Below are 22080 nucleotides of genomic sequence, written 5' to 3'. Positions count from 1 at the left end.
TTTTCGCGAATCCGACGTCAGGAGTCGGCCCGCCTTTTCACTCTAGGCAATCAGGACCCGTTTCTGCGGGCGGCATGAGATCACGAGTGAGAGGGAATGACATGAATTTGGGCAAGCAGGCACGCGGCTGGTTCTGGCTGACGACGACGGCGATCATCGGGGGCATCGTCGCGGCAGGTCCGGGCGCCACGACCGCCACAGCGCAGACACCGCCTGCCGCAAGCGGTGCGCCCGCCACTGTCACCGTCTCCATTCCCGCCGGCCCGCTGGAAAACGCCCTGCTCACCTTCGGCCGCCAGGCCAACCTGCGCATGGTCTATCCTTCCGCGATCACCAGGGGCCGCAGCACGGCCGGCGTCAAGGGCACGCTCAGCGTATCGGCGGCCGTCAGCGGGCTTCTGGCCGGATCGGGGCTGAACTACGCATTGGCCGGCGGCAACACCGTCCGCATTTTCGATCCCGCCAGCCAGAGCGGTGAAAGCGGCGGCGCGGCTGCCGCCGGCAGCACCCTGCTTGCGCCGGTCACCGTGCAGGGCACCGGCCTTGAGGGCGCCAGGGGCATCATCGAGAGCAATGGCTATGTCGGCAAATCCGGCCGCACCGCCACCAAGACCGATACGCCGATTGCCGAAACCGCCCAGTCCATCACCACCGTCAGCCGCAAGCAGCTCGATGACCTGAAACCGCAGAACCTCTCGGAAGCATTGAACTACACGCCCGGTGCGCGCATCGGCCAATATGGCGCGGAGCCGCGCTTCGACGCCTTCAAGGTGCGTGGCACCGATCTCAGCACGACAGGCATTTTCCGCGACGGGCTGCGGCAGGTGAGCAGCCAGAACGGCAGCGCCCGGCTTGAGCCCTATGGCGTGGAAGCGGTTTCCATCCTGCGCGGTCCCGCCGCCTCCATCTATGGCGCCAGCAGCTCCGGCGGCATCGTCGATATCATTTCGAAACGCCCGACCGAAGAGACGCTGCGCGAGGTGGAGCTGCAATATGGTTCCTTCGGCCGCGTGCAGGGCGCTTTCGATCTTTCCGGCGCCGTCGATGACGAGAAGACCATGCTTTACCGCCTGACCGGGGTGGCCCGCGACGGCCGCAACGAAATCAGCGCCATCAAGGACGACCGGCTGTTCATCGCGCCGGCCTTCACCTTCCAGCCGGATGCCGGCACCAAGCTGACGCTGCTCGGCGAATATATGGACAGCACCACCGGCGGCACCTGGGGATACATCAACAAATATGGAGCCAGCGGCACCTCCATCGGTGCGACATCGGTCTATGGCGGCGATTCCCGGTTTAATGATTTCGAGCAGAAACAATGGCGTATCGGCTATGAGTTCGAGCACGAAATCAACGACAACGTCACCTTCTACAGCAAGGCGCGTTATTCGGCCCTTTCCGCCGACCAGCAATGGGTCTTCGCCAATTATCCCGGCATCACCATCGAGGACAATGAAGGCGTTTCCGCAGATAATTACCTCAAGACCGAATTCGACACCGGCCCGGCGAAACATACGCTGCTGACCGGTATCGACTTCAGCCATATGTCCTACACATCGAAACAGGGCAGCGGCGCCAGTCCCTTCACCGACACTTTTACCTACGTGCCCGACGTATCGCTGATCCTGACTCAGCGGATGAACACGCTCGGCATCTATGCGCAGGACCAGATCGAGATCGACCGCTGGCGCCTAACGGCCGGCATCCGCCACGACTGGCTGGACACCGAATATCAGGCCCAGACGGTCGGCGCGGCAACGGCTCCCACCTATGACGGCGATGAAACCAAGACGACCGGCCGCGCCAGCCTCGGTTATGTCTTTGACAGCGGCGTGATGCCCTATGTCAGCTACGGCACCTCCTTCGTCGCCAATCCGGGCGTCATCATCACCACGGGAACGGTAACGGGCCAGGCGCAGCCGACGGTTGGCAAGCAATATGAACTCGGCGTCAAATATGCCCTGCCGCAATATAACGCCCTGTTGAGCGCCGCCTTCTTCAATCTCGATCAGGACAATGCCACGGTCTACGAGACCTCCTCCGGCATCAACCTGCTGCGCCAACTCGACCTGCGCTCGCGCGGCGTGGAACTCGAAGCCACGGCCTCGCTCGACAATGGCTGGAGCCTCATCGGCTCCTATTCCTATAACGACGTTGAAATCACCAAGCTGACGTCGGAAACGGTGGGCAAGCAGCTCAATTCCTCGCCCTATCACACCTTCTCGCTGTGGGCCGACTACGAGTTCCAGGAAGGCGCGCTGGAAGGCCTCGGCATCGGCGCGGGCCTGCGTTATGTCGGATCGAGCTTCGGCGACAACCAGCACACGCCCATTCTCGACAATGAGGCCCGCACCTTCGTCGATGCATCGCTGCGCTACGATCTTGGCAAGGCCCTGCCTTCGCTGGAAGGCGTGAAACTGCAGATCAATGCCACCAACCTTCTCGACGAGGTGAAACAGGTCTGCACCACGGGCTTCTGCTATTATGACGAAGGCCGAAAGGTCGTCGGCAGCATCCGGTATCGCTTCTGATGCTGCAGCAGAACCCTGCCACAACCAAGCCGTCGCCGGCCGCCGTCTTCGTGGCGGTCGGCGGGCTTTATGTCGGCCAGAGCGTGATTGGCGGGTTGACCTTTCTCGGCCTGCCGGCGGTGCTCAGAACCGCCGGGCTGCCGCTGGACCAGATCGGCCTGCTTTATCTCGTCGTTCTGCCCTGGGCGCTGAAATTCCTCTGGTCGCCACATGTGGAGCGTTACCGGCTGCCGCCCGTCGGCAGGAACCGCTCGCGGGTGATCGTCGGCACGGGTATCGCCGCCTGCGCCTGCGGCCTCGCTGTACTTGCCTTCACCGGCCCGTCGCCGGTTTCCGTCGCAATCGCCATCCTGTCGGTGATCGCGCTGGTGACGGCGACCGTCGACATCGCCTGCGACGGCTATGCGGTCGAAACGCTGGCGGAAGAGCATCACGGCTGGGGCAATGCCGCGCAGGTGGGCGGCTCCTATCTCGGTTCCGCCATCGGCGCCGGCCTGTTTCTGGTGCTGGTGGAACGCGCCGGCTGGATGAGCGCCACGCTGGTCATGGCCGGATTGGTCATCCTGCTCGCGCTCCCCTTCCTGTTCGGCCCGGCGGCAAGAACGGTCACGCAAACACGGGACCACCTGCCATCGATCAAAAACGCGCTCAAGCGACGGGAAGTCCGCACCGGGCTTCTGGTCGCGGCCGTTTATGTCGCCGCGCAGAAATGGGGTCTCGCCATGCTCGGCCCGTTTCTGGTCGACTATGGCTTCGATCTCGCCACCATCGGCGCGCTGAATGGCGTGGGCAGCATGATCGTCGGTTTCGCCGGCGCGCTGCTCGGCGGCACGCTGGTGCGGCTCTACGGGGCGTCACGAATCCTGCTCATCGCCATCTTCGTGCAGACGGCGCTGTTGTGCCTTTTCGCCTATTTCAGCGTCCATCGCGATATCTCGCAATGGGTCGTCATGGCGGTTGCGGTGGCAAGCTCGTCGGGCATCATGTCCATTGGCTTCGTCGCGCTTTACGCCTGCTTCATGGGCTGGTCCGACCCCCGGCAGGCAGGCGTCGATTTCACCCTGTTCCAGTGCATGGACGGCGTTGTCGGCATGATCGGCGGGCTGGGCGCCGGCGCGATTGCCGAAAAATTCGGCTATCAGGCCTCCTTCATCATCGCCGCCATCGTTTCGGTGCTTGCCGCACCGGTCATCTTCCTGCTGATGCGACGGCAGAACTCCTGAACCAAAGCCCCGGGCGCGGCGGCTTAAGCCACGCCCGGCAAGCCTCTTGCATCGGCCTATTCGACCACCACCGACAGTGCCGAGCCGGTATAGACCGGCCGCACCTTCACATTGCCCGCATCGATCGCGGTGAAGGTTCCGGTCAGGCCGTTGGCGGAAATCACGTCGAGCCGCGTGCCCGCGGCCGGTGCGCCGCCATCAAAGGTGAGCTTCAGCGTTGCGCCTTCCAGCACCACATTGCCCTTGACGTGCAGCGGCGCCTTTTGCGGATCAAGCGCCAGCGTGCCGCCCGACTGCTGATAATCACCACCAATAACAACGTCCTTCCCGCCGCCGAGCGAAAGCGTGCCGCCGCTCACCAGCACGCCGCCGGTTCCAAGGGCATCGGCGGAGGACGCCACCAGCGTTCCGTCCCTGACGATGGTACCGCCGCTGTAGCTGTTATTGCCGCTGAGCGTCAGCACACCACTGCCGGATTTGGCGAGACGCCCTGCCCCGGCAATATCGTTCGTCCAGCTGTCCGCCGCATTAAAACCGCCGGCTGCGGCATCCATGGTCACCTCGACATCGCCGTCCAACGCGCCGTAACCGCTGGCGGCAGCGACCAGATTGATGCGGCCCCAGCCATTGCTGTCATCCAGCAGCGGATAACCGGCCTCGATGCCGGTGGAAAACAGCACGGCGCGGCGCTCTTCGGCATTCAGATAGGGAAGTCGCGTTTCCAGCAGAACCTCGGCCCCCTTCGGCACCACCATCGCCGCGTCACCCGCTGCCTTGTCGCGGCTGAAGGAGAAGGTCATGCGCCGGCGATAATCCGCCCCGTTCTTCGCCGCATCGGCAAAGCGGTCGACGTCAGGCTTTGCGCCATGGGCGAAATCGACGAGCGACTGGCCCTGCGGCAGACGTTTGGCAAAATAGGCCTGCAAGGTCGCATGCGCCGCCTTTTTCACCTCGGCATTTTTCGGGTCCTGCAACATGGCGGCGGCCATTGCGGTTGCGGTGATGCGGCCGCCGATCACGTCGAGCGGCGAATGCATGCCGGCGACGATACGGCTCTCGCCGAGTTCGGAGGCCGCCGTCAGCAATTCGGAAAAGCGCTCCGGCACCGCATAGGCATAGGCGATGGCGGCCAGATAGGCGGCATTGGTGTGTCCGCTCGGAAAACCGCCATCCTTGCCGCGCCCGCGATTTTCCCGCGCATATTTCAGCGCCGGCACGATGATATCAGGATCGCTGTCATGGCTTTCGAAGCTGCGGTCGCCAATCGTTTCTTTGCCGGTCTCGATCACCTCACCCTTGGCGTTCATGCGCCAGGGGCGCGGTGAGGAATAGAAATATTTCGCCGGTGATGTCGTGCCTTCCGGGCCGCGGATCACCTTCATGAAGGCGACGAAATCCTTCAGCTCGCTATCGGCTGCACCCGCTTCGGTGCCCTTGTCGTCCTCCTTGCGGGTGATGACCTCGTTCGGATCGAAATCGGCAAGCGTATGATTGATCGTCGTCGTCGCGCCCGCGCCTTCGCGATACCAGCCGGCAAGCGGGCCTAAGCCGTCGATGACGCTGTAACCCTGCGAACGCCGGTCGTTCATATAGGCTTCGAAGGCCGCAGCGCGGGTGCGGTTCCCGCCGGTGACGGACAGCACGTAACGCATGTTTTCCTGCCAGACGGCGGGATCGACGATCTTCACATGGCTGAAATCCGAAGGGCCATCGCCATTGGCGCCGCCATCCGCCCATTTTTCATCGCCGAGCGTCCAGATGCGGTTGAAACCGGAGAGGATTTCGATGATCGGGTTGTCCCGGTCATCATAGGCGCGAACCGCCTCGCCCTTCTCATTCTTGCCGGTCTGGTTGCGATAATTGTCGGCAAGCGGCAACGGATATGTTGCCGCCGGTTCCGGCACCGTGATGGCATAACCCTGCCCTGCCGGCCCGGTGCTATCGAGCGCCTGCGCGCCCGGAACCAGAACCAGCAATGCGACGGAGGCGAGCAGGCTCGAGCGTGCGGAAAGAAAAGACGACATCTTCAGTCTGGCCATGACGAATCCTATGATTTTCAGCGAGTGACGCGTGACGAAAACAGGCGGCGCGGCGTTCCGCGCGCCTCATCGTCAGGTTTAAACGGAGCTTATTTCAGTTTTTCGATGGGCCGCCGGGAACGGCCCCCTGCGGCAGTTCCTCCAGCGAAAATGCGCCGCTTCGAAGAGAAACGGCGCGATATGCCCGGAGCACACCTCCGGGCATATCGTTCGAAAGCTTCATCATTCCGCCGGAGGCGGATAGTCGGGCCGTTATTTCTTGACCGCGACGGCCTCGTTGATCTTGGCGACGTCATCTTCCAGAACCTTGTAGGTCTGGTCGAGCGTCAACTCGCCGACGATGAGCTGGCTCATGCGCTGCACGATCTGCTGATACATGGCGCTGCCGCCCTTGGCGCGCTCGAACTCACGGGCGGCCTGCGGCACGTTCTTCTTGTTGTCGAGGAAGACCTTCATCGCCGCCTTGGCGTTTTCGCTCTTCAGCTTGTATTGCGGATCGACGATCTCCGCGCCCGTCAGGATGACGTAGTTCTCGGCGATTTCCCGCTGCACTTTTTCCGAGCCGAGGAATTCGATGAAATGGGCGACATCCTCAGGATATTTGGTGCGCTTGAAGCCGACAATGGCGGTGCCGCCAGGCATGGCGTAGCATCCGGCATCGCCGCAGGGCGCATTGATCGCCGTCCATTCGAAACTGTCGCCGATCTTGTTCTGGAACGGATTGACCATCCAGTTGCCGGCGAGATACGTCACGACATTGCCGTTGACGAACTCGTCACCCATGTTCTTGTACTGCGAACCGCCGGCCGCACCCCACATTTCCTTGGGGAAGCTGCCATTCTGCGTCCATGAATAGATATCGGCGATGTATTTTTTCGCCGCATCATCCGGGAAGCTGAACTTGCCGTCCTTCACATAGCTCGAACCGTAAGCGAAAGCGCCGCCGGAGAAGCGGTGGCCGGAACGGTCCATGGTGAAGGGGATCTGCACGCCGGTCGCCTTGGCGACACGGGCGGAAGCCTCGACGATCTCGCTGAATTTCGCGGCCGGGCCGGGCAAGGGTTCACCCGCCTGCTCGAACAGGGTCTTGTTGACGAAGGGCAGGTTCAGCGTCTGCGACGCCATGTAACCGTTGATCGACTGCGGATCGTTGACATTCGGCAGGCGAAGCTGGTTGAGGCTGGAACCATGCAGCTTCGCGAAGGCTTCCGCGTCTTTCATATAAGGGCGCATGTCGAGATAATAGGGCGCAAGCTGCCAGTCGGTGATCTTGGCGATGTCAGGACCTTCGCCGACCGCAAGCTGCACCGGCAGCTGCTTGGAAACCGCGTCATAACCCGAAGACACGAAGTTGATCTTCACGCCCGGATTGGCCGTCTCGAACTCCTTGCTGAGTTCCGACATGCGCTGCACGTAACCCTGGTCGTCATCCGTAAAAAGGAAAGTGATCGTGCGGGTCTCGGCCTGGGCCGCCGCAAGACCTGCGACAGAGGCCACCACGAGGGCGCTGACGCCCGAAAACAATTTCATCATGCTCATCCTCCCAATGAAAACATTTTCATAAATCGAACGGAAGCTCCTCTGCTTAATTCGATTTATAATGTTTTGCGGCTTGACAGAATAAACGTCAAGCTGTTTGTTTTACGCAAATCTCACAAATCGACGCGGAAAAGCGAAAATTGGTTTGTGAAAATAATTTCATAAAGATCGACGGGAGGCGATCCATTATGACGGATGGACCATTTGCGGCGAACGCGTCGCAGCCGACATATACCGTCGCTAACGGCGAAACGGTGACGGCCTGGATCGTCTCCGATCTGGTGGAGACGTCTTTTCCCGGTATCGCGGCCCCCGCCGAAGACCGCGTGAACTATCGTTTCATCAATGGTTTCGTGGATGTGGGCGACCTGCCCTGCCGCAAGGCCTTCCAGCAGACCATGATCGGCCGCGACATCGCGCCCGATGCCGGCTGGCCGGTGTCGCACCTCAACCTGCCGGGCTCCAACCGCCGTGTCGAATTCACCGGCTTCTGGCATGTCCCCACCCATGTGCAGCGCTGGCTGAAGGGCACATTCCGCAGCGAGGCTGCAAGACAGGCGCATTTTCGGCTGCGCACCTGCGGCGGCGTGCGCATCTGGGTGGGCGGCGTCGAACAGGTCCGTTTCGAACCCTTCATCCGCAATGTCGAAAGCAGCCGTGACATCACGCTCGATCTTTCGGCCGGCGACAATGAGGTGCTGCTGCTCTGCGAGGATCTGGCGGAACGCGACATCATCTGGTTCTTCGAGCTTGAGGTCACCGATGCCGTGCCGCTCACCGTCGTGCTGCCCGTGCCGCTCGACCGGGAAGAGACGAAACGTCTCGCCGCGCTGGTACGCGATGTTCGCCCGGCGTGGGACGTGTTTTCCGGCACGGCCCTCGAACTGGTCTTCGGGGCAGCCCCTGTCAGCGATCTGCCCGTGCACATCGCGATCAAAAGCCATGGACATGAGCGCGCTGCGCTGGCGGAAGTGGACACCGTGCTGAAGGCCGGGCAATCCTCGCTGGCGATCCCCGGGACGGCAGGCATTTCCGACGGATATCATGGTGTAAAGATCACCATGGGTTCGGGAGCGGGAACGGTAACCCGCGTCATCGACGCCGCTTTCATAGGCAACATCGCGCCGGAAGCATCCAGTGCCGATATTACCGGGCGCAAGAAGGCCGCCCTCTCCTTCAGCGCCCGCTTCGGCGCATGGCGCATCGGCCGCGCGCTGGCGATGGTCGCCACCGGCAGCGATGACATCGAGACCATCGGCGGCATTGTCGATGCGACGCTGCATTCCATTGATCGGCGGGAAGATTGCTCCGATTTCGTCATGATCCCGCTTCTGTGGCTTGTGCGCGCCCATAGTGACCGTCTGCCTGCCGAAATGCGGGCGCGGATCGATGCCTCGATCCTCGGCTATCGCTACTGGGTGGACGAACCCGGCAATGACGTCATGTGGTTCTGGAGCGAGAACCATGTTCTCTGCTTCCACACCAGCCAGTTATTGGCCGGCGCGTATCTGCCGGATGCCGTCTTCACCGCCTCCGGCCGCACCGGCAGGGAACAGGCGGCGCTGGCCGCCGACCGGCTGGAGCGCTGGTTCGACAGCGTCGAGGCGCATGGGCTGGCCGAATGGAATTCGGCCGCCTATTACCCCGTGGATTTCATCGGCCTTCTCGCCATCGAACATTGGGCCGGGCCGGAACTTGCCGCCCGCGCCCGCCACCAGCTCGATCTCATCTTCGAGATGATCGCATTGCACACGCTCGGCGGCGTTCCCTCCGGTTCGCAAGGGCGGGCTTATGACAAGGAGCTGCGCGCCGGGCCGCTGACGGAGCTGGCGCCGTTTGCGCAGGTGGCCTTCGGTCGGGGCTGGCTGAACAATGGCGTCGCCTCGCTGCCGATGTTTTGCAGCAGTGACTACCTGCCGCCGACGCATCTTGCCGCCCTTTCGCGGCTGGAAAGCGGCCGTATGGTCGAGGCGCGGTATGCGCAGGGGCTGGAGCCCGGCAAGCTCGTGCTGTTCAAGAACGAGGCCGCCCAGCTTTCCACCGTTGTCGACCACAAGACCGGCCGCAAAGGCCATCAGCAGCACGTCATGGATATCAAACTCGCCGGCCATCCGATGGCGCGGCTCTGGATCAACCATCCCGGTGAGGACGATCCGTGGGGTACGCAGCGCCCCTCCTACTGGGCGGGAAGCGGCATCCTGCCGCGCGTGGCGCAGCATCGCGATCTCGCGATGATGATCTTCGATACGCAGGATCACCGCAATGACTGGACCCATGCCTATCTCGGCCGCGACGGGCTGGACGAGGTGCTGGTGGAGGGCAACTGGCTCATCACCCGCGCGGGCCGCGGCTTTGCCGCGCTTTATGCGACCAACGGACTTGAACCCATCGCCTCCGGCGCCACCGCCAACCGCGAGATCAGATCGCCCGGCCGCCGCGCCGGCTGGGTCGGCGTCATCGGCTGCGGCGACGACCGGGACTTCGCCGGTTTCCGTGAGAGAATCCTCGCCACACAGGTCACCTTCGATGCCGAAAGCCTTCTGCTTTCGGTCACGCCGCCCGGCGGCCCGGACGTTACCCTCACCTGGGAGGGCGCATTCACCATCGGCGGGCAGGCCATGGCCTTCGACCATGACCAGCCCCAGCCGGAAATCACCTACGACAGTGCCGACCCCGCATCGAGCGGCGCGGCACGACCCTTCTACTGCCAGGGCGCTTCCGCTTTTCCGCGAAACGCGAAAACGCTCTAGCTCTTTGTTCTAACGCATTGTCCGGACGTAAAAGCGCATCCGCTTTTACTGGAAATGCTCTTAAGCGGAATTGACAGATGAACCAGCCAAGCATGGAAAAAGACACTCTCAGGACGACGATCGACAATGTCGCCGCCGCCTTCAGCCGCCTCAAGGGCATTCAGGAAGGTCTGGTCAGCGGCAGTTCCGACGGCAAGATCCAGTTCGACGAATGGGACTGGGAAGTGGGTGTGGGCCTTTACGGCTTCCTGCGCCGGGCGCTCGCCGCCAATGACCGGAAGGCATTGGACGACCTCGTGACATGGTATGGCTGGCAGATCGAGCGTGGCCTGCCGCCGCGCCAGATCAACAGTTCCGCCCCGATGCTGCCGCTCGTCATCCTCACCGAACATGTCGACCGGCCGGATTTCCGGGCGCTGGTGGAAGACTGGGCCGACTGGCTGGTGCATCAATTGCCGAAAACCGAAGATGGCGGCTTCCAGCACGTCGTCAAGGAGCGGCTGAATGAGGGCGAATTATGGGACGACACGCTGTTCATGGCGTGTCTGTTCCTTGCCCGCGCCGGCGTCGTCTGCAAACGCCAGGACTGGATCGATGAAGCGGTCTACCAGTTCATGGTGCATACGCGTTATCTGTCGGATCCCGTCACCGGGCTCTGGTATCACGGCTGGACCTTCAAAGGCCGCCACAATTTCGCGGATGCCTTCTGGGCGCGCGGCAATTCCTGGATCACGGTTGCCATTCCCGAACTCTTCGAACTGGTGCCGACGCTTGGCGAAAAGGACAAACGTTTCCTCGCCAACGTCCTTTCAAGCCAGGTGCGGTCGCTGAGGCAATATCAGCGCGAGGACGGCATGTTCCACACGCTTCTCGACGACCCGACCTCGCCGGTGGAAACATCGGCGACGGCCGGCATCGCCTATGGCATTCTGCGCGGCATCGAAGCCGGTATTCTCGGAGAAGAGAACAGGCCGCATGCGGAGCGTGCGCTGAAAGCAGTGCTCGGCAATATCGATGACGAAGGTGTTGTCCACGGCGTCTCCGACGGCACGCCGATGGGCCATGATCTCGAATTTTACCGCCGCATTCCCAATCTGCCCACGCCTTATGGGCAGGCGCTGACGATGCTGCTCCTGATCGACGTATTTCTGAAAAGGCCGCAGGTATCATGAGCGCTCAAACCAATATCACCATTGCCGCCGTGGGGCGCGATGCCACTGCCGATATCCAGCAGGCAATCGATACGGTATCGGACGCAGGCGGCGGATGTGTATCACTCGCAGCCGGACGCCATGTCAGCGGTGGGCTTCATCTTAAAAGCGGCGTGGAACTGCACCTTGCCGAAAATGCGGTGCTTGCGCCCGTTTCCGATTACGGAGCCTATGCCGATACGACGGTTTCGGTCATCGCCGAAGATTCCAACCGTGGCATGATCATCGCCAGGGGCGCGCATGACATCGCCGTCACCGGCCCCGGCCGCATCGAGGCCGGCGGTGAAAACTTCATCATCGGCGACGACAAGGCGATGGGCACCTATGTCCCGGCGAAAAAACGCCCGCGCGTGATGGTGCTGGAGGCCTGCCGCAAGGTGCGCCTCGAAAACCTCCACGTCAGCGGCTCACCCATGTGGACGCTGCATATGGTCGATTGCGAAGACCTTCATTTCCGCAATCTCCGCATCGAAAACGACCGCCGCCTGCCCAATACCGATGGCATCGTGCTCGACGCCTGCCGGCGCGCCTTGATCGAGGATTGCTCCATCTCGACCGCCGATGACGGCATCTGCCTGAAGACCAGCGCCGGGCCGGACGGCAAGGCGGTCGGCGCCTGCGCCGATATCACCGTTCGCCGCTGCACCGTTTCCAGCATGAGCTGCGCCCTGAAGCTCGGCACGGAATCCTTCGGAGACTTCACCAATGTCGTGTTCGAGGATTGCAAAATCGTCCAGTCCAATCGCGGCGTCGGCCTGTTCTCCCGTGATGGCGGCGCGATGCGCAACATCCGTTTTTCGAGGATAGAGACCGAATGCCACGAAACGCCGGGCGGCTTCTGGGGCTCGGGTGAGGCTGTCACCGTCACCGTCGTCGATCGTCGCCCCGAACGCCGGGCCGGCAGCGTCGACAATCTGGTCGTGGAAGACTTAAGCGGTTCGATGGAAGGGGCGATCAACCTCGTCGCCACATCGAAGGCCGGTATTCATAATGTCCGGCTGGAGCGTATCACGCTGTCGCAGCAGCCCGGCAAGCTCGGCACCGGCCTGCAATATGATCTCCGCCCAACCAATGCGGATATTGCGCCAAGCCCCCATGCCGCCGGCCGCGCCAATGCCTGGACGCAGGATGCGCAGGGCAGGATCGTCGGAATGGAGGACTATCCCGGCGGAATGCCCGCCGTCTATCTTGCCGGCGTAGAGGGATTTTCGGCGCGCGATGTCGCCATTAAAAGAATGATGCCCTTGCCCGGGGGCTGGAACAGCCAAGAGATCGTCGCGACGACGAACTTGTCCGAAGGGAGCAGGTGATGGGAAGTCTTAAACTCGAAAACCTCAACAAGGCATTCGGCGCCGTTCATGTGCTGCATGACATCGACCTCGATATTGAAGACGGCGAATTCGTGGTTTTTGTCGGCCCCTCGGGCTGCGGAAAATCGACGCTGCTACGCATCATCGCCGGCCTTGAGGATGTCACCTCAGGCACCATTGCCATCGGAGGGCGCGATGTCAGCGCGCTGTCGCCGGCCGAGCGCAAGATCGCCATGGTCTTCCAGTCCTATGCGCTTTATCCGCATATGAGCGTGCGCAAGAACCTTGCCTTCGGCCTCGAAAATCTCCGTTTCAAGCGGGCGGAAATCGAAAGCCGCATCAACGAGGCGGCGCGCATGCTGGCCATCGAGCCCTATCTCGACCGCAAGCCGAAGCAGCTTTCCGGCGGTCAGCGCCAGCGCGTCGCCATCGGCCGCGCCATCGTGCGCGAGCCTGACATCTTCCTGTTCGACGAGCCGCTCTCTAACCTCGATGCGGCGCTGCGCGTGCAGACCCGCGCCGAAATCACCCGCCTGCATCGCGATATCAAGACGACGATGATCTATGTCACCCACGATCAGGTGGAGGCCATGACCATGGCCGACAAGATCGTGGTGTTGCGGGCCGGATGCATCGAGCAGGTGGGCACCCCGCTCCAGCTTTTCGACAATCCGCGCAACCTCTTCGTTGCCGGCTTCCTCGGTTCGCCGCGCATGAACATGCTGAAAGGCACCATCACCAAGGGCAGCGACGGCAGCATCGCCATCGACGCCGGTTATGGCGTGTCCCTGCCCTGCCTCGTCGATCCGGCAACCGTCAGCCCCGGACAGGCGGTTCTGGCGGGCATCCGCCCTTCGCATTTCACCATCACCGACAATGCCGGCCTGCCCTTCGAGGTGCAATATCACGAAAGCCTCGGCACCGAGACCTATCTCTATGGCAATCTTGAGGGCGAGAAGGAGCAGATCATCGTGCATCAGGCGGGCCACTTCGCGCCCGCTTCCGGCTCGGTGCTGAAGATCATGCCGGCGCGGGAAAAGGTGCATGTCTTCGATCCCGTAACCGAACTGGCGCTGCCGCGCCTTGAGAGCGAAGGGAGAGGTTAGCATGGCCAATCCGACGCTTGCGAGACTGTCCGACCGTGCGCTCGATGCCGTGATGGCGATTGCCGAAGTGCCGCTCAACTTCATCGAGCGGCTGATCGGCAAAAGGCGCATGCCCTATATTTTCCTGATGCCGAACCTCGTTCTTTTCGGCATCTTCACCTTCCTGCCGATTGCCATTGCCGTCGGTTACGCCTTCACCGGCGGCACCGAACTTCTGATCACCGACCGCCCCTTCGTCGGGCTGGAGAATTTCGGCAAGCTGCTGGATTGCCAGAGCTACATGGACCCCGGAAGCTGCCGGGAATCGCTGTTCTGGACGGCGATCTGGAACACGCTGTGGTTCGTCGGTTTCAACGTCATCGCCACGCTGCTGGTCGCGCTCATCACCGCCCTCATCCTCAACCGGGCGATTGCCGCGCGCGGTTTCTTCCGCGCCATGTTCTTTTATCCCGTCCTGCTGTCGCCCGTGGTCATCGGCCTCATCTGGAAATGGTTTCTGGACCGCAACGGCCTGCTCAACGCCTTTTTCCAGATGCTGGGCGTGCCGCCGGAGATCTTCCTGCTGGATGTCGGCTGGTCGCGTTTCTTCGTGGTGGTGGTCTCGGTCTGGTTCCATATGGGCTTTTATACGCTGATCCTGCTGGCCGGCCTTCAGGCCATCCCGAAGGACCTTTATGAAGCCGCCGCCATCGATGCCGCCTCACCCCGGCGTACCCTGCTGCGCATCACCCTGCCGCTTCTCGGCCCGAACCTGCTTGTCGTGCTCATCCTCCTGATGATCCGCTCGGTACAGATCTTTGATGAAGCATGGGTTCTGACCAATGGCGGCGGACCGGGCACGGCCAATACATTCGTCGTGCAATATATCTACCAGATGGCCTTCGGCAGCGATCTGAGGCTGTTCGGCCTTGCATCCGCCGCATCGGTCTTGATGGGCCTTGTGCTTCTCGCACTCACCCTCGTGCAGCTGCGCCTCGGCAAAAAGATGGAGTCCTGACCATGTCCAACGCCGTCTCCTTCCTCACGCGCACCCGCCGCCCCGGCCGGATCGGCCTCACCGATATCCTCTCCTGGGTCTGGCTGATCGGCGGCACGCTCGCCGTCCTCATCCCGGTCGTCTGGGCCGCCATGTCATCGCTGAAACCGGAAGCCGAAATCACCCGGTTTCCGCCGAGCCTTCTGCCGCGCGCCGCCGTGCAGGTGGAGGTACAGGGTTACGACAAGCCGCTCAGCCTGTGGAAAGCCCCCATCGACGGCATGGAGCGGGAAATGGCCATGGTCCGCCGTATCGGCCTGAAAGCCCAGATGGTCGATCCGGCCAATCCCGGCCCACCGGTCAGCGTCGACACGCGGGAAATAACACCTGTCCAGAAATTGACCATCGCGACGGAGAATTTTACCGATCCGCTGACCCGCTTCAGCTTCCTGACCTTCCTCAAGAACTCGGTCTTCGTCACCTTCGTCGCGACGGTCCTGACGCTGATCGTTAATGCCATGGCCGCCTTTGCCCTCTCCAAATACCGCTTCCGCGGCGAGAAGGCGATCTTCGTGCTGATCATCTCCACCCTGATGATCCCGCTCACCGTCGTCATGGTGCCGGCCTATCTCGTCATCGTCGGCGTCGGCCTCGTCGACAATCTCTGGGGCGTTATCATCCCAACGGTTGCGACGCCGACCGGCGTGTTCCTGCTCAGGCAATATATGCTGACAATCCCGGACGAGCTGATCGAGGCGGCCCGTGTGGATGCGGCCAGCGAATTCCGCATCTTCTGGCGCATCATCCTGCCGCTGACGGCGCCGGCGCTCGCGGTTCTCGCCATCTTCTCGGTGCTGTGGCGCTGGAACGACTTCCTCTGGCCGCTGATCGTGCTCAGCAGTCGTGAAAACTTCACGCTGCAGGTGGGGCTGAATGCCTTCCAGGGCGAGTTCTCGGTGCAATGGCACTATATCCTTGCCATGACTTTCCTCAGCCTGGCGCCCGTCACCGTCGTGTTCCTGTTCCTGCAGCGTTACATCACGACAGGGATTGCGGGGACAGGCATGAAGTGAGGGGGATCACGGATATTCGCGTTGAAACCCTGATTTCACCGTTGGCTTGGTGATGTCACAGGTGCTCCTTTCACCCCGTCATCCCGGCCTTGAGCCGGGATCCAGCCAGCCCAAGTCTTTGGGCTGAAAGGAGTCTTCCCGTCGCGCGGACGCGCGTCGGCTGGATTCCGGCTCAAGGCCGGAATGACGGGAGGAAAGCTAATCGCCCTAAAGACATATGGCCACGAGCCCCGGAGGCGTTGGATCACCCTACTTCGGCGGCGGCGCGATGCTGCCCCTTAACACCAGCCGACAGCCGAGTTCCAGCCGATGCGCCGGGCGGGTCGGATCAGCCGCCACAAGCCGCTGCTCCAGCAGCGCAAGCGCCGCAGCACCCAGCCTGTCGGCGGGCAACTGGATGGTGCTGAGCGGCGGCGCGCTGAAGGCTGCCGGCATGATATCGTCAAAACCAAGCACCGAAACATCGTCCGGCACCCGGATTCCGGCCTCCGTCAGGGCTTTCAGACAGCCGAGCGCCAGATTGTCGGCGGCGCAGAAAATGGCGGTGGCGTTTCGGAGAGGCTTTTCTTCAGCCAGCAGGCTGCGGATCGCGGCCTCGCCCCATTCGGGCTCGTAACTTTCCACCTCGATGACCATATCGGCGGGAACACTGAGGCCTGCCGCGAGATACGCATCGCTAAAACCATCATAACGGCGCCGGATCGTCGTGCGCCCCTTCCAGGTGATATGCAGAATATTGCGATGCCCGAGCGACAGCAGATGTTCGATACCGAGCCGCGCGCCAAAACGATTTTCCGCCGTCACCGTATCGACGATCATCGCCGGATCTTCACCATTGATCAGCACCACCGGCCGGCCAAGCGCCGATAGCGCCTCGACCAGTTGCGGCCTGTCATCATTGAGAACCACGATCCCATCGACATTGTCGGCATCCGCAGCCGCCACCACGGCGACCGGATCAATCCGGCTCGTCGCGCTGACATAGGGAACGATGCGAATACCGCGCCGCTCGCATTCGCGTCGAAAACCGTTCAGCATCGTCCAGCTGACCATGTTGAGGTCGCTCTGCGGCGCCGCATCATTGGTCATGGCGAGCAGCACGACACGCAGGGTGGCGATGGTTGCCTTCTGCCGGCGATTTTCGAGATATCCGAGCGTGCGGGCCGCCTCCAGCACCCGCTCGCGAACCTGCGTGGTCAACGGCGCGGTGCCGTTGATGGCATGCGAAGCCGTGCTCAGCGAAACATTCGCCTCCCGCGCCACGTCCTTAAGCGTCGTTTTCCTGTCTATTTTCATAAAGGGGAAATTCAACCACTCTTCTTCGGACGGTGCGGGCAGAAAGCCTGCCTCACGCAGTCGATCTGAAGAATACCCGTGCCCGTTTGCTGCTCTCTAATCTGCGGAAGACTACAGCATCATCCGTAAATGCGGAATTGATTTCTCTCGGTTTTTATCCCCGCCCATGAAGCGCCGCCCGCGGCGAACCACGGGCGGCAAGGCGGTCAGAGCGCCTGGGAGATATGGCCGATGCTGTCCTTCACGGCAGCGGCCGGGTCCTTCAATTCGTGCACCTCGGTTGCAAAGGGCTCGAAGCTGTAAGGCCCCTTGTAACCGGCCGCATCCAGTGTCCCGATCTGGGCGATATTTTCCAGCCGGTCGTCGCCATCCACCAGAACGCGGTGGGCATCGAGCATGTCGGCGACGGAGACAGCAGGATCGATCACGCCTGAAATATGCACGAGGCCGGTGCGCTCGGGGAAGAATTCAGTCTCGCCCGCGAGGTGATGGTGGAAGGTGTCATGCACCAGCTTATAGACATCGCCGCCGCCGGCGGCATCGATTGCCCTCACGGCCTCGGCCTTGGTGCGCAGCGAGGAGACCGGGAAGCCGAGCGGCTCGACGAGGCCTGTCAGGCCGCGTTCCTCGAGGATCGGTTTCATGGCCTTCAGCGCCGTGACGAGATCGTCAAAAGACACCGCCGTGCCGTCATTGAGCGGGCACATCACCAGCGCTTTCGCGCCGCTTGCCGCGGCATAATCGGCCATGGCGACAGCCCGCAAAGGCAGGTCGCCCGACCAGACGTTGAAGGGGTAAAGCGCATTGATCGAGATGATCGTCACGCCGGCCTTTTCGGCCGCCGCCTTTACCGCGGCCGGATCCACCGTGCCGACGATATCAGGCAGGTCGTTGCGGATTTCGACTTCGGTGAGGCCGAGTTCACGGGCGGTTGCGAAGAACGCCTCAAGGGAAAGCTTCGGCGCGGTGATGTGGTTGATGGCAAAACGCATGAAAGACCTCACTGATAAAGGGCGGGACGGGCCGGCAGTTCGATGGCGACCGCAGCCCCTTGCGTTTCCTGCGCGGCGACGCAGGCGTCGGAGGTGATGGCGGCCACGTAGCCGTCCCAGGAATTCGGTCCGGACGCCGTGCCCTTCGCCGCCGCATGGATGAAATCCTGCAATTCCACATCGTAGCTGGCGATGAAGCGGTCTTTCCAGTCGGTCAGAATGTCGTTCTGCAGCTTGGCGCCAAGGCGCGTCTGCACCGACATCGGCTCCGGCAGGCTGGCAATGCCGTCTTCCCCCACCACCTGGCACTGGATATCGTAGCCGTAGTGGCAATTGACGAAGATTTCGACGTCGATGATCGTGCCCTTGGCGGTTTCCAGAATGACGATCTGCGGGTCCTTCAGCTTGGCATGGCTGCGGGCGGCGGAGCGGGGAAAGAGAACGCGGGCCGAAACATAGTCATCGTCAAGCAGCCAGCGCAGCACGTCGATCTCATGGATCATCGTGTCATGGATCGCCATCGGGGTGATATATTGCTCGGGAACCGCCGGGTTGCGGTGGGCGGCATGCACCATGATCGGCGCGCCGATCCTGTTATCCACGGCCTGTTTCAGCGCCACGTAACCGGCATCATAACGGCGCATGAAGCCCACCTGAACCAGCCGCTTGCCATGCGCCACCTCCGCATCGACGATGCGTCTTGCGCCTTCCGCCGTTGTCGCCAGCGGCTTTTCGCAGAAGCACGGCTTGCCGGCGGCGATGGCCGCCAGCACATATTGCTCATGGGTTGCGCCCCATGAGGTGACAAGCACCGCGTCCACGTCAGGCGATGCGATCAGCTCTTCGCCGGTGGCGAACACGACGGCATCCGGGGCGATGTCGTTTTTGACCGTCTCGGCCGAGGCGCGGTTGACGTCGCTCAGCGCAACGATCTTCGCGCCGCCCAGAACCTTGTTGATACGGCGGGCATGATCACGCCCGATTGCGCCGGTGCCGACGACACCAATTCTCACAGTCATCTGAAATACCTCATTTCCAGTATTTGGCGACGTATCGCCGGGTTTCGCTGAGCATAAACCGCGCGCTTTCATCGACACGATCTTCCCAGGCAAAGACGCAGTTCGACAGCACGCCATCGAATTTCATGTCGGCAAGCGTCGCAAAGAAAATCTCCCAGTCGATCTCGCCCTGGCCGAAATCGGTGTGCTGATGCACCCGAACCTTGGAGCCGGGCGGATTGACGATGTAACGCAGCTGCGAGGACTTGTTGTGGTCATAGGTGTCGGCAAGGCGCACATGCACCAGATGGCCCTCCGTCGCGCGCAGGTTCGCCACCATGTCCGGCCCGTAAAAGAACGTATGCGGTGCGATGAAGGAGGCCTTCACCGCTTTGGAATTGATGGTTTTGATGATGTCGATGGCCGGGGCGATCTCCTCGATCCAGTCTTCGGGATGCGCCTCCAGCGAGAGCACCAGCCCTTCCCGCTCGAGGATCGGCACCAGAATATCCATGGCGCGGAAGAACTGCGCCTCGCAGGTTTCCGGGCGGTGCAGGCCGGAACGGTCGTTAAGGCTGCGCTCCGGCGAGCCGCCGCGGCCGAATTCCGAAACGAACATCGGGCATTCCATCTCGACGGCAATCTCGATGGCGCGTTTCCAGTTGTCGATCGCCACTTCCCATTCGTCCGGATAGGGGCTTGCCCAGCGATACATCGGCTGCAGCGTGGCAAGACCGACGCCATGGTCCTTCAGCGCCTTTTTGAATTCGGCGACCCGTTCGGGATAGACCTTCGGCCGTGTCCACCAGGAGAGGAAATCCGGGCGCGGCGAAAGTTCGACATAGTCATAACCGAGGTCTGCGACCTTGCGGCAGGTTTCGGCGAGGGATAGGTGCCGGAACATGTGGGGATCGAGCGTATGTTTCATGGCTGTTTCCAGTGGAGTGATAGATGGACCGGGGCCGAAGCCCCTTCTATTTCGCGTAGGCGGACATGTTTTCGGGGGTAACGAGTTCGAAAGGCACCCAGAGCGTCTTTTCAGCACTCTGCCCGGCAGCGGCCTTCACCGCCGTCTGCACGGAGACTTCGCCCTGCTTCGTCGCGTTCTGGTAGACGGTGATATCAAGATCGCCGGCCTGCATCGCGGCAAGCCCATCAGGCGTGGCGTCGATGCCGGCAATGACGACATCCTTCATGGAAACGCCCGCTGCCTTGAGCGCCTGCGCGGCGCCGATCGCCATTTCATCATTATTGGCGATGACGGCATCGAACTGGATGCCCGCCGTCAGCCACGAAGAGACAAGATCCTGCGCCTGCGTGCGGCTCCAGTTCGCCGTCTGCTTTTCGAGGATGTCGATCTTGCAGTCCGGTTTGGAAAACACCGTTTCGACATCCTTGGTGCGCACCAGCGCCGCGTGGTTTTCCAATGGTCCCATCAGGATGACGGCCTTGCCCTTGCCGCCCATCAGCTTGCAGGCGGCTTCAGCTTCCATGGTGCCGGAATCGAGTTCGTTGGAACCGACAAAGGCCGTGCCGTCAGGCAGGCCGGTTTCCAGTTCCGCCGGCGGATGGTTGACATAAACCAGCGGGATTTTCGCAGCTGACGCGGCCTTGGTGATTGCGGCGGTGGCATCGCCATCCACGGCATTGACGATGATCGCATCGACACCATTGGCGATGAAATTCTGCACCTGATTGAGCTGCTTTGATGGATCAAGCTGGGCATCCTCGACCAGAAGCTCGATGGTTTTATCGCGCCCGGCCTCGGCCCTGATGCCGTTGAGCAGGATCGTCAGAAACGGATTGTCGAAAGACGTCATCGAGACCGCGATGCGCGTCTCGGCAAGGGCCGGTGTCGCGAAAATGCAGAGTGCCGTTGCCATCAATAGTTTTTTCAAGGTTTCCTCCCGCGGAAATCGCCGCTGGTTCATCATGTCGTGTCGCCGGAGCCGGCCATCCTGCCGGCTCCGGCGCGTTCGGCCTGCCCGGCGGCACTCCCCGGGAGCGGAGAAGCCGCCCTGGCATGGCCATGGCTCAGTTCCTGGCCTGATAGTTCTTGAGGTTGTCAGGCGTGACGAGTTCGAAGGGCACGAAGACCTTCTTGTCCACCGCATCGCCCTTGGCGAGTTTCAACGCCGCATCCAGCGCACCCTTGCCCTGGCCTGCGGCATTCTGGAAAACGCTCACATCCAGATCGCCCGCCGCCATGGCGGCAAGCGCGTCCTGCGTGGCATCGATGCCGGCGATGATGACGCTGTCCATCGACCGGCCTGCCGCCTTCAGCGACTGGATGGCGCCGATGGCCATTTCGTCATTGTTGGAAATGACGGCATCGAACTGCACCCCGGCCGAAAGCCAGTTGGTCATCAGGTCCGACCCTTGTGTGCGCGACCAGTTGGCGGATTGTTCCTCGACAAGCTTGATGAAGCTGCAATCGGGCGTGGCGACCACATCCTTGATATCCTGCGTGCGCATGCGCGCCGCCTGGTTGGAAAGCTCGCCCATCATCACCACGGCCTTGGCGTCCGTCTTGCCCGCCGCCTTCAACAGCCGGCAGACTTCCTGCGTCTGCAGGGTGCCGGACTGTTTTTCATCGGAGGCGACAAAGGCCTGTTTTTCCGGCAGGCTGTCGAGATTGACCGGCTGGCGGTTGACATAGACCAGCGGAATGCCGGCGGCGGCAGCGGCCTGCGAAAGCGCCACGGTCGCGTCCGTATCCACCGGGTTGACGATGATGGCGTCGACACCGGCGGCGACGAAATTCTGCACCTGGCTCAGCTGCTTGCCGACATCGTTCTGCGCATCCTCGATCTGCAGCGAAACGCCGCTCATGCCCTTGGAATAATCGATCATGCCGTTGCGCAGCACCGTCAGGAAATTATCGTCGAACAGCGCCATCGAAACCCCAACGGTCTCAGCCGACGCGCTCGTTGCCAGCATGGTGGCGAGCGCTGCAATTGCGAAATGTCTTTTCATGTCGTTCTCCTCCAAAACCCTTGAAAAGAACCGGTCTCGCGGCCCTCGGCACATCATGCC

Annotated in this window: 16 protein-coding genes; 8 read left to right on the top strand and 8 right to left on the bottom strand. The window is 61.9% G+C overall.

The features are described from left to right. Positions 1-101 precede the first annotated feature (101 nt). Positions 102-2531, top strand: coding sequence for a TonB-dependent siderophore receptor (locus AC5YUO_RS24010; RefSeq protein ID WP_496155522.1), 2430 nt, complete (start codon positions 102-104; stop codon positions 2529-2531). Next, complete coding sequence (locus tag AC5YUO_RS24005) at positions 2531-3754, top strand: MFS transporter (RefSeq protein ID WP_400820841.1); 1224 nt, start codon at positions 2531-2533, stop codon at positions 3752-3754. Before AC5YUO_RS24010 ends, AC5YUO_RS24005 begins: the two co-directional genes overlap by 1 nt. 56 nt (positions 3755-3810) lie before the next feature. On the opposite strand, the gene AC5YUO_RS24000 is transcribed toward AC5YUO_RS24005, so the two are convergent. Together AC5YUO_RS24000 and AC5YUO_RS23995 are read right to left on the bottom strand one after the other, a co-directional pair. Next, on the bottom strand, positions 3811-5793 hold the full coding sequence (locus AC5YUO_RS24000) for a phosphatase PAP2 family protein (RefSeq protein WP_496155521.1): 1983 nt from the start codon (positions 5791-5793) through the stop codon (positions 3811-3813). 252 nt (positions 5794-6045) lie between these two features. Beyond that, the gene (locus AC5YUO_RS23995) at positions 6046-7326 is read right to left on the bottom strand and encodes an ABC transporter substrate-binding protein (protein ID WP_496155520.1); all 1281 of its coding nucleotides are present in this window, start codon (positions 7324-7326) and stop codon (positions 6046-6048) included. Between the two features lie 194 nt (positions 7327-7520). Here AC5YUO_RS23995 and AC5YUO_RS23990 point away from each other — a divergent pair, with 194 nt between their 5' ends. The 6 genes from AC5YUO_RS23990 to AC5YUO_RS23965 all read left to right on the top strand — a co-directional run bounded on the left by AC5YUO_RS23990 (position 7521) and on the right by AC5YUO_RS23965 (position 15758). After that, entirely contained in the window at positions 7521-10082 is a 2562-nt protein-coding gene (locus tag AC5YUO_RS23990) for a hypothetical protein (RefSeq protein WP_496155519.1), read from the top strand. Positions 10083-10159: 77 nt separating this feature from the next. Beyond that, positions 10160-11254: a beta-galactosidase BglB gene (gene bglB / locus AC5YUO_RS23985; protein ID WP_400820851.1), complete on the top strand. Its 1095-nt coding sequence runs from the start codon at positions 10160-10162 to the stop codon at positions 11252-11254. Continuing rightward, the gene (pglB, locus tag AC5YUO_RS23980; protein ID WP_496155518.1) at positions 11251-12603 is read left to right on the top strand and encodes a polygalacturonase PglB; all 1353 of its coding nucleotides are present in this window, start codon (positions 11251-11253) and stop codon (positions 12601-12603) included. Before bglB ends, pglB begins: the two co-directional genes overlap by 4 nt. After that, positions 12603-13709 carry an ABC transporter ATP-binding protein gene (locus tag AC5YUO_RS23975; RefSeq protein WP_400820856.1) on the top strand — a complete coding sequence of 369 codons (1107 nt, stop codon included), beginning with the start codon at positions 12603-12605 and terminating at the stop codon, positions 13707-13709. Before pglB ends, AC5YUO_RS23975 begins: the two co-directional genes overlap by 1 nt. 1 nt (position 13710) lies before the next feature. Beyond that, positions 13711-14706 carry a carbohydrate ABC transporter permease gene (locus AC5YUO_RS23970; RefSeq protein WP_034498130.1) on the top strand — a complete coding sequence of 332 codons (996 nt, stop codon included), beginning with the start codon at positions 13711-13713 and terminating at the stop codon, positions 14704-14706. 2 nt (positions 14707-14708) lie between these two features. Further along, the gene (locus tag AC5YUO_RS23965) at positions 14709-15758 is read left to right on the top strand and encodes a carbohydrate ABC transporter permease (RefSeq protein ID WP_004433469.1); all 1050 of its coding nucleotides are present in this window, start codon (positions 14709-14711) and stop codon (positions 15756-15758) included. A gap of 249 nt (positions 15759-16007) precedes the next feature. Here AC5YUO_RS23965 and AC5YUO_RS23960 read toward each other — a convergent pair whose 3' ends face one another. The 6 genes from AC5YUO_RS23960 to AC5YUO_RS23935 form a co-directional block, all read right to left on the bottom strand. Then, positions 16008-17054, bottom strand: coding sequence for a LacI family DNA-binding transcriptional regulator (locus AC5YUO_RS23960; RefSeq protein ID WP_496155517.1), 1047 nt, complete (start codon positions 17052-17054; stop codon positions 16008-16010). A gap of 206 nt (positions 17055-17260) precedes the next feature. Beyond that, positions 17261-18046: a TIM barrel protein gene (locus AC5YUO_RS23955; protein ID WP_496155516.1), complete on the bottom strand. Its 786-nt coding sequence runs from the start codon at positions 18044-18046 to the stop codon at positions 17261-17263. Between the two features lie 8 nt (positions 18047-18054). Next, the gene (locus tag AC5YUO_RS23950) at positions 18055-19065 is read right to left on the bottom strand and encodes a Gfo/Idh/MocA family protein (RefSeq protein ID WP_496155515.1); all 1011 of its coding nucleotides are present in this window, start codon (positions 19063-19065) and stop codon (positions 18055-18057) included. 10 nt (positions 19066-19075) lie between these two features. Then, a complete protein-coding gene (locus AC5YUO_RS23945; protein ID WP_496155514.1) occupies positions 19076-19972 on the bottom strand; it encodes a sugar phosphate isomerase/epimerase family protein in 897 nt (298 codons plus the stop codon). 46 nt (positions 19973-20018) lie between these two features. Next, positions 20019-20942, bottom strand: coding sequence for a substrate-binding domain-containing protein (locus AC5YUO_RS23940; protein ID WP_496155513.1), 924 nt, complete (start codon positions 20940-20942; stop codon positions 20019-20021). 136 nt (positions 20943-21078) lie between these two features. Further along, on the bottom strand, positions 21079-22020 hold the full coding sequence (locus tag AC5YUO_RS23935; protein ID WP_400820875.1) for a sugar ABC transporter substrate-binding protein: 942 nt from the start codon (positions 22018-22020) through the stop codon (positions 21079-21081). Positions 22021-22080: the final 60 nt, after the last annotated feature.

The organism is Agrobacterium sp. LEGMi-208b, assembly GCF_059511785.1.
This window is presented reverse-complemented; position numbering and strand designations above follow the sequence as displayed.

Bases quoted from the DNA above. Each gene is read 5' to 3' on its own strand.
- AC5YUO_RS24005 (WP_400820841.1), top strand. From the start codon at position 2,531: ATGCTGCAGCAGAACCCTGCCACAACCAAGCCGTCGCCGGCCGCCGTC.
- pglB (WP_496155518.1), top strand. From the start codon at position 11,251: ATGAGCGCTCAAACCAATATCACCATTGCCGCCGTGGGGCGCGATGCC.
- AC5YUO_RS23955 (WP_496155516.1), bottom strand. From the start codon at position 18,046: ATGCGTTTTGCCATCAACCACATCACCGCGCCGAAGCTTTCCCTTGAG.
- AC5YUO_RS23990 (WP_496155519.1), top strand. From the start codon at position 7,521: ATGACGGATGGACCATTTGCGGCGAACGCGTCGCAGCCGACATATACC.
- AC5YUO_RS23960 (WP_496155517.1), bottom strand. From the start codon at position 17,054: ATGAAAATAGACAGGAAAACGACGCTTAAGGACGTGGCGCGGGAGGCG.
- AC5YUO_RS23975 (WP_400820856.1), top strand. From the start codon at position 12,603: ATGGGAAGTCTTAAACTCGAAAACCTCAACAAGGCATTCGGCGCCGTT.
- AC5YUO_RS24010 (WP_496155522.1), top strand. From the start codon at position 102: ATGAATTTGGGCAAGCAGGCACGCGGCTGGTTCTGGCTGACGACGACG.
- AC5YUO_RS23935 (WP_400820875.1), bottom strand. From the start codon at position 22,020: ATGAAAAGACATTTCGCAATTGCAGCGCTCGCCACCATGCTGGCAACG.
- bglB (WP_400820851.1), top strand. From the start codon at position 10,160: ATGAACCAGCCAAGCATGGAAAAAGACACTCTCAGGACGACGATCGAC.
- AC5YUO_RS23965 (WP_004433469.1), top strand. From the start codon at position 14,709: ATGTCCAACGCCGTCTCCTTCCTCACGCGCACCCGCCGCCCCGGCCGG.
- AC5YUO_RS24000 (WP_496155521.1), bottom strand. From the start codon at position 5,793: ATGGCCAGACTGAAGATGTCGTCTTTTCTTTCCGCACGCTCGAGCCTG.
- AC5YUO_RS23995 (WP_496155520.1), bottom strand. From the start codon at position 7,326: ATGATGAAATTGTTTTCGGGCGTCAGCGCCCTCGTGGTGGCCTCTGTC.
- AC5YUO_RS23970 (WP_034498130.1), top strand. From the start codon at position 13,711: ATGGCCAATCCGACGCTTGCGAGACTGTCCGACCGTGCGCTCGATGCC.
- AC5YUO_RS23945 (WP_496155514.1), bottom strand. From the start codon at position 19,972: ATGAAACATACGCTCGATCCCCACATGTTCCGGCACCTATCCCTCGCC.
- AC5YUO_RS23950 (WP_496155515.1), bottom strand. From the start codon at position 19,065: ATGACTGTGAGAATTGGTGTCGTCGGCACCGGCGCAATCGGGCGTGAT.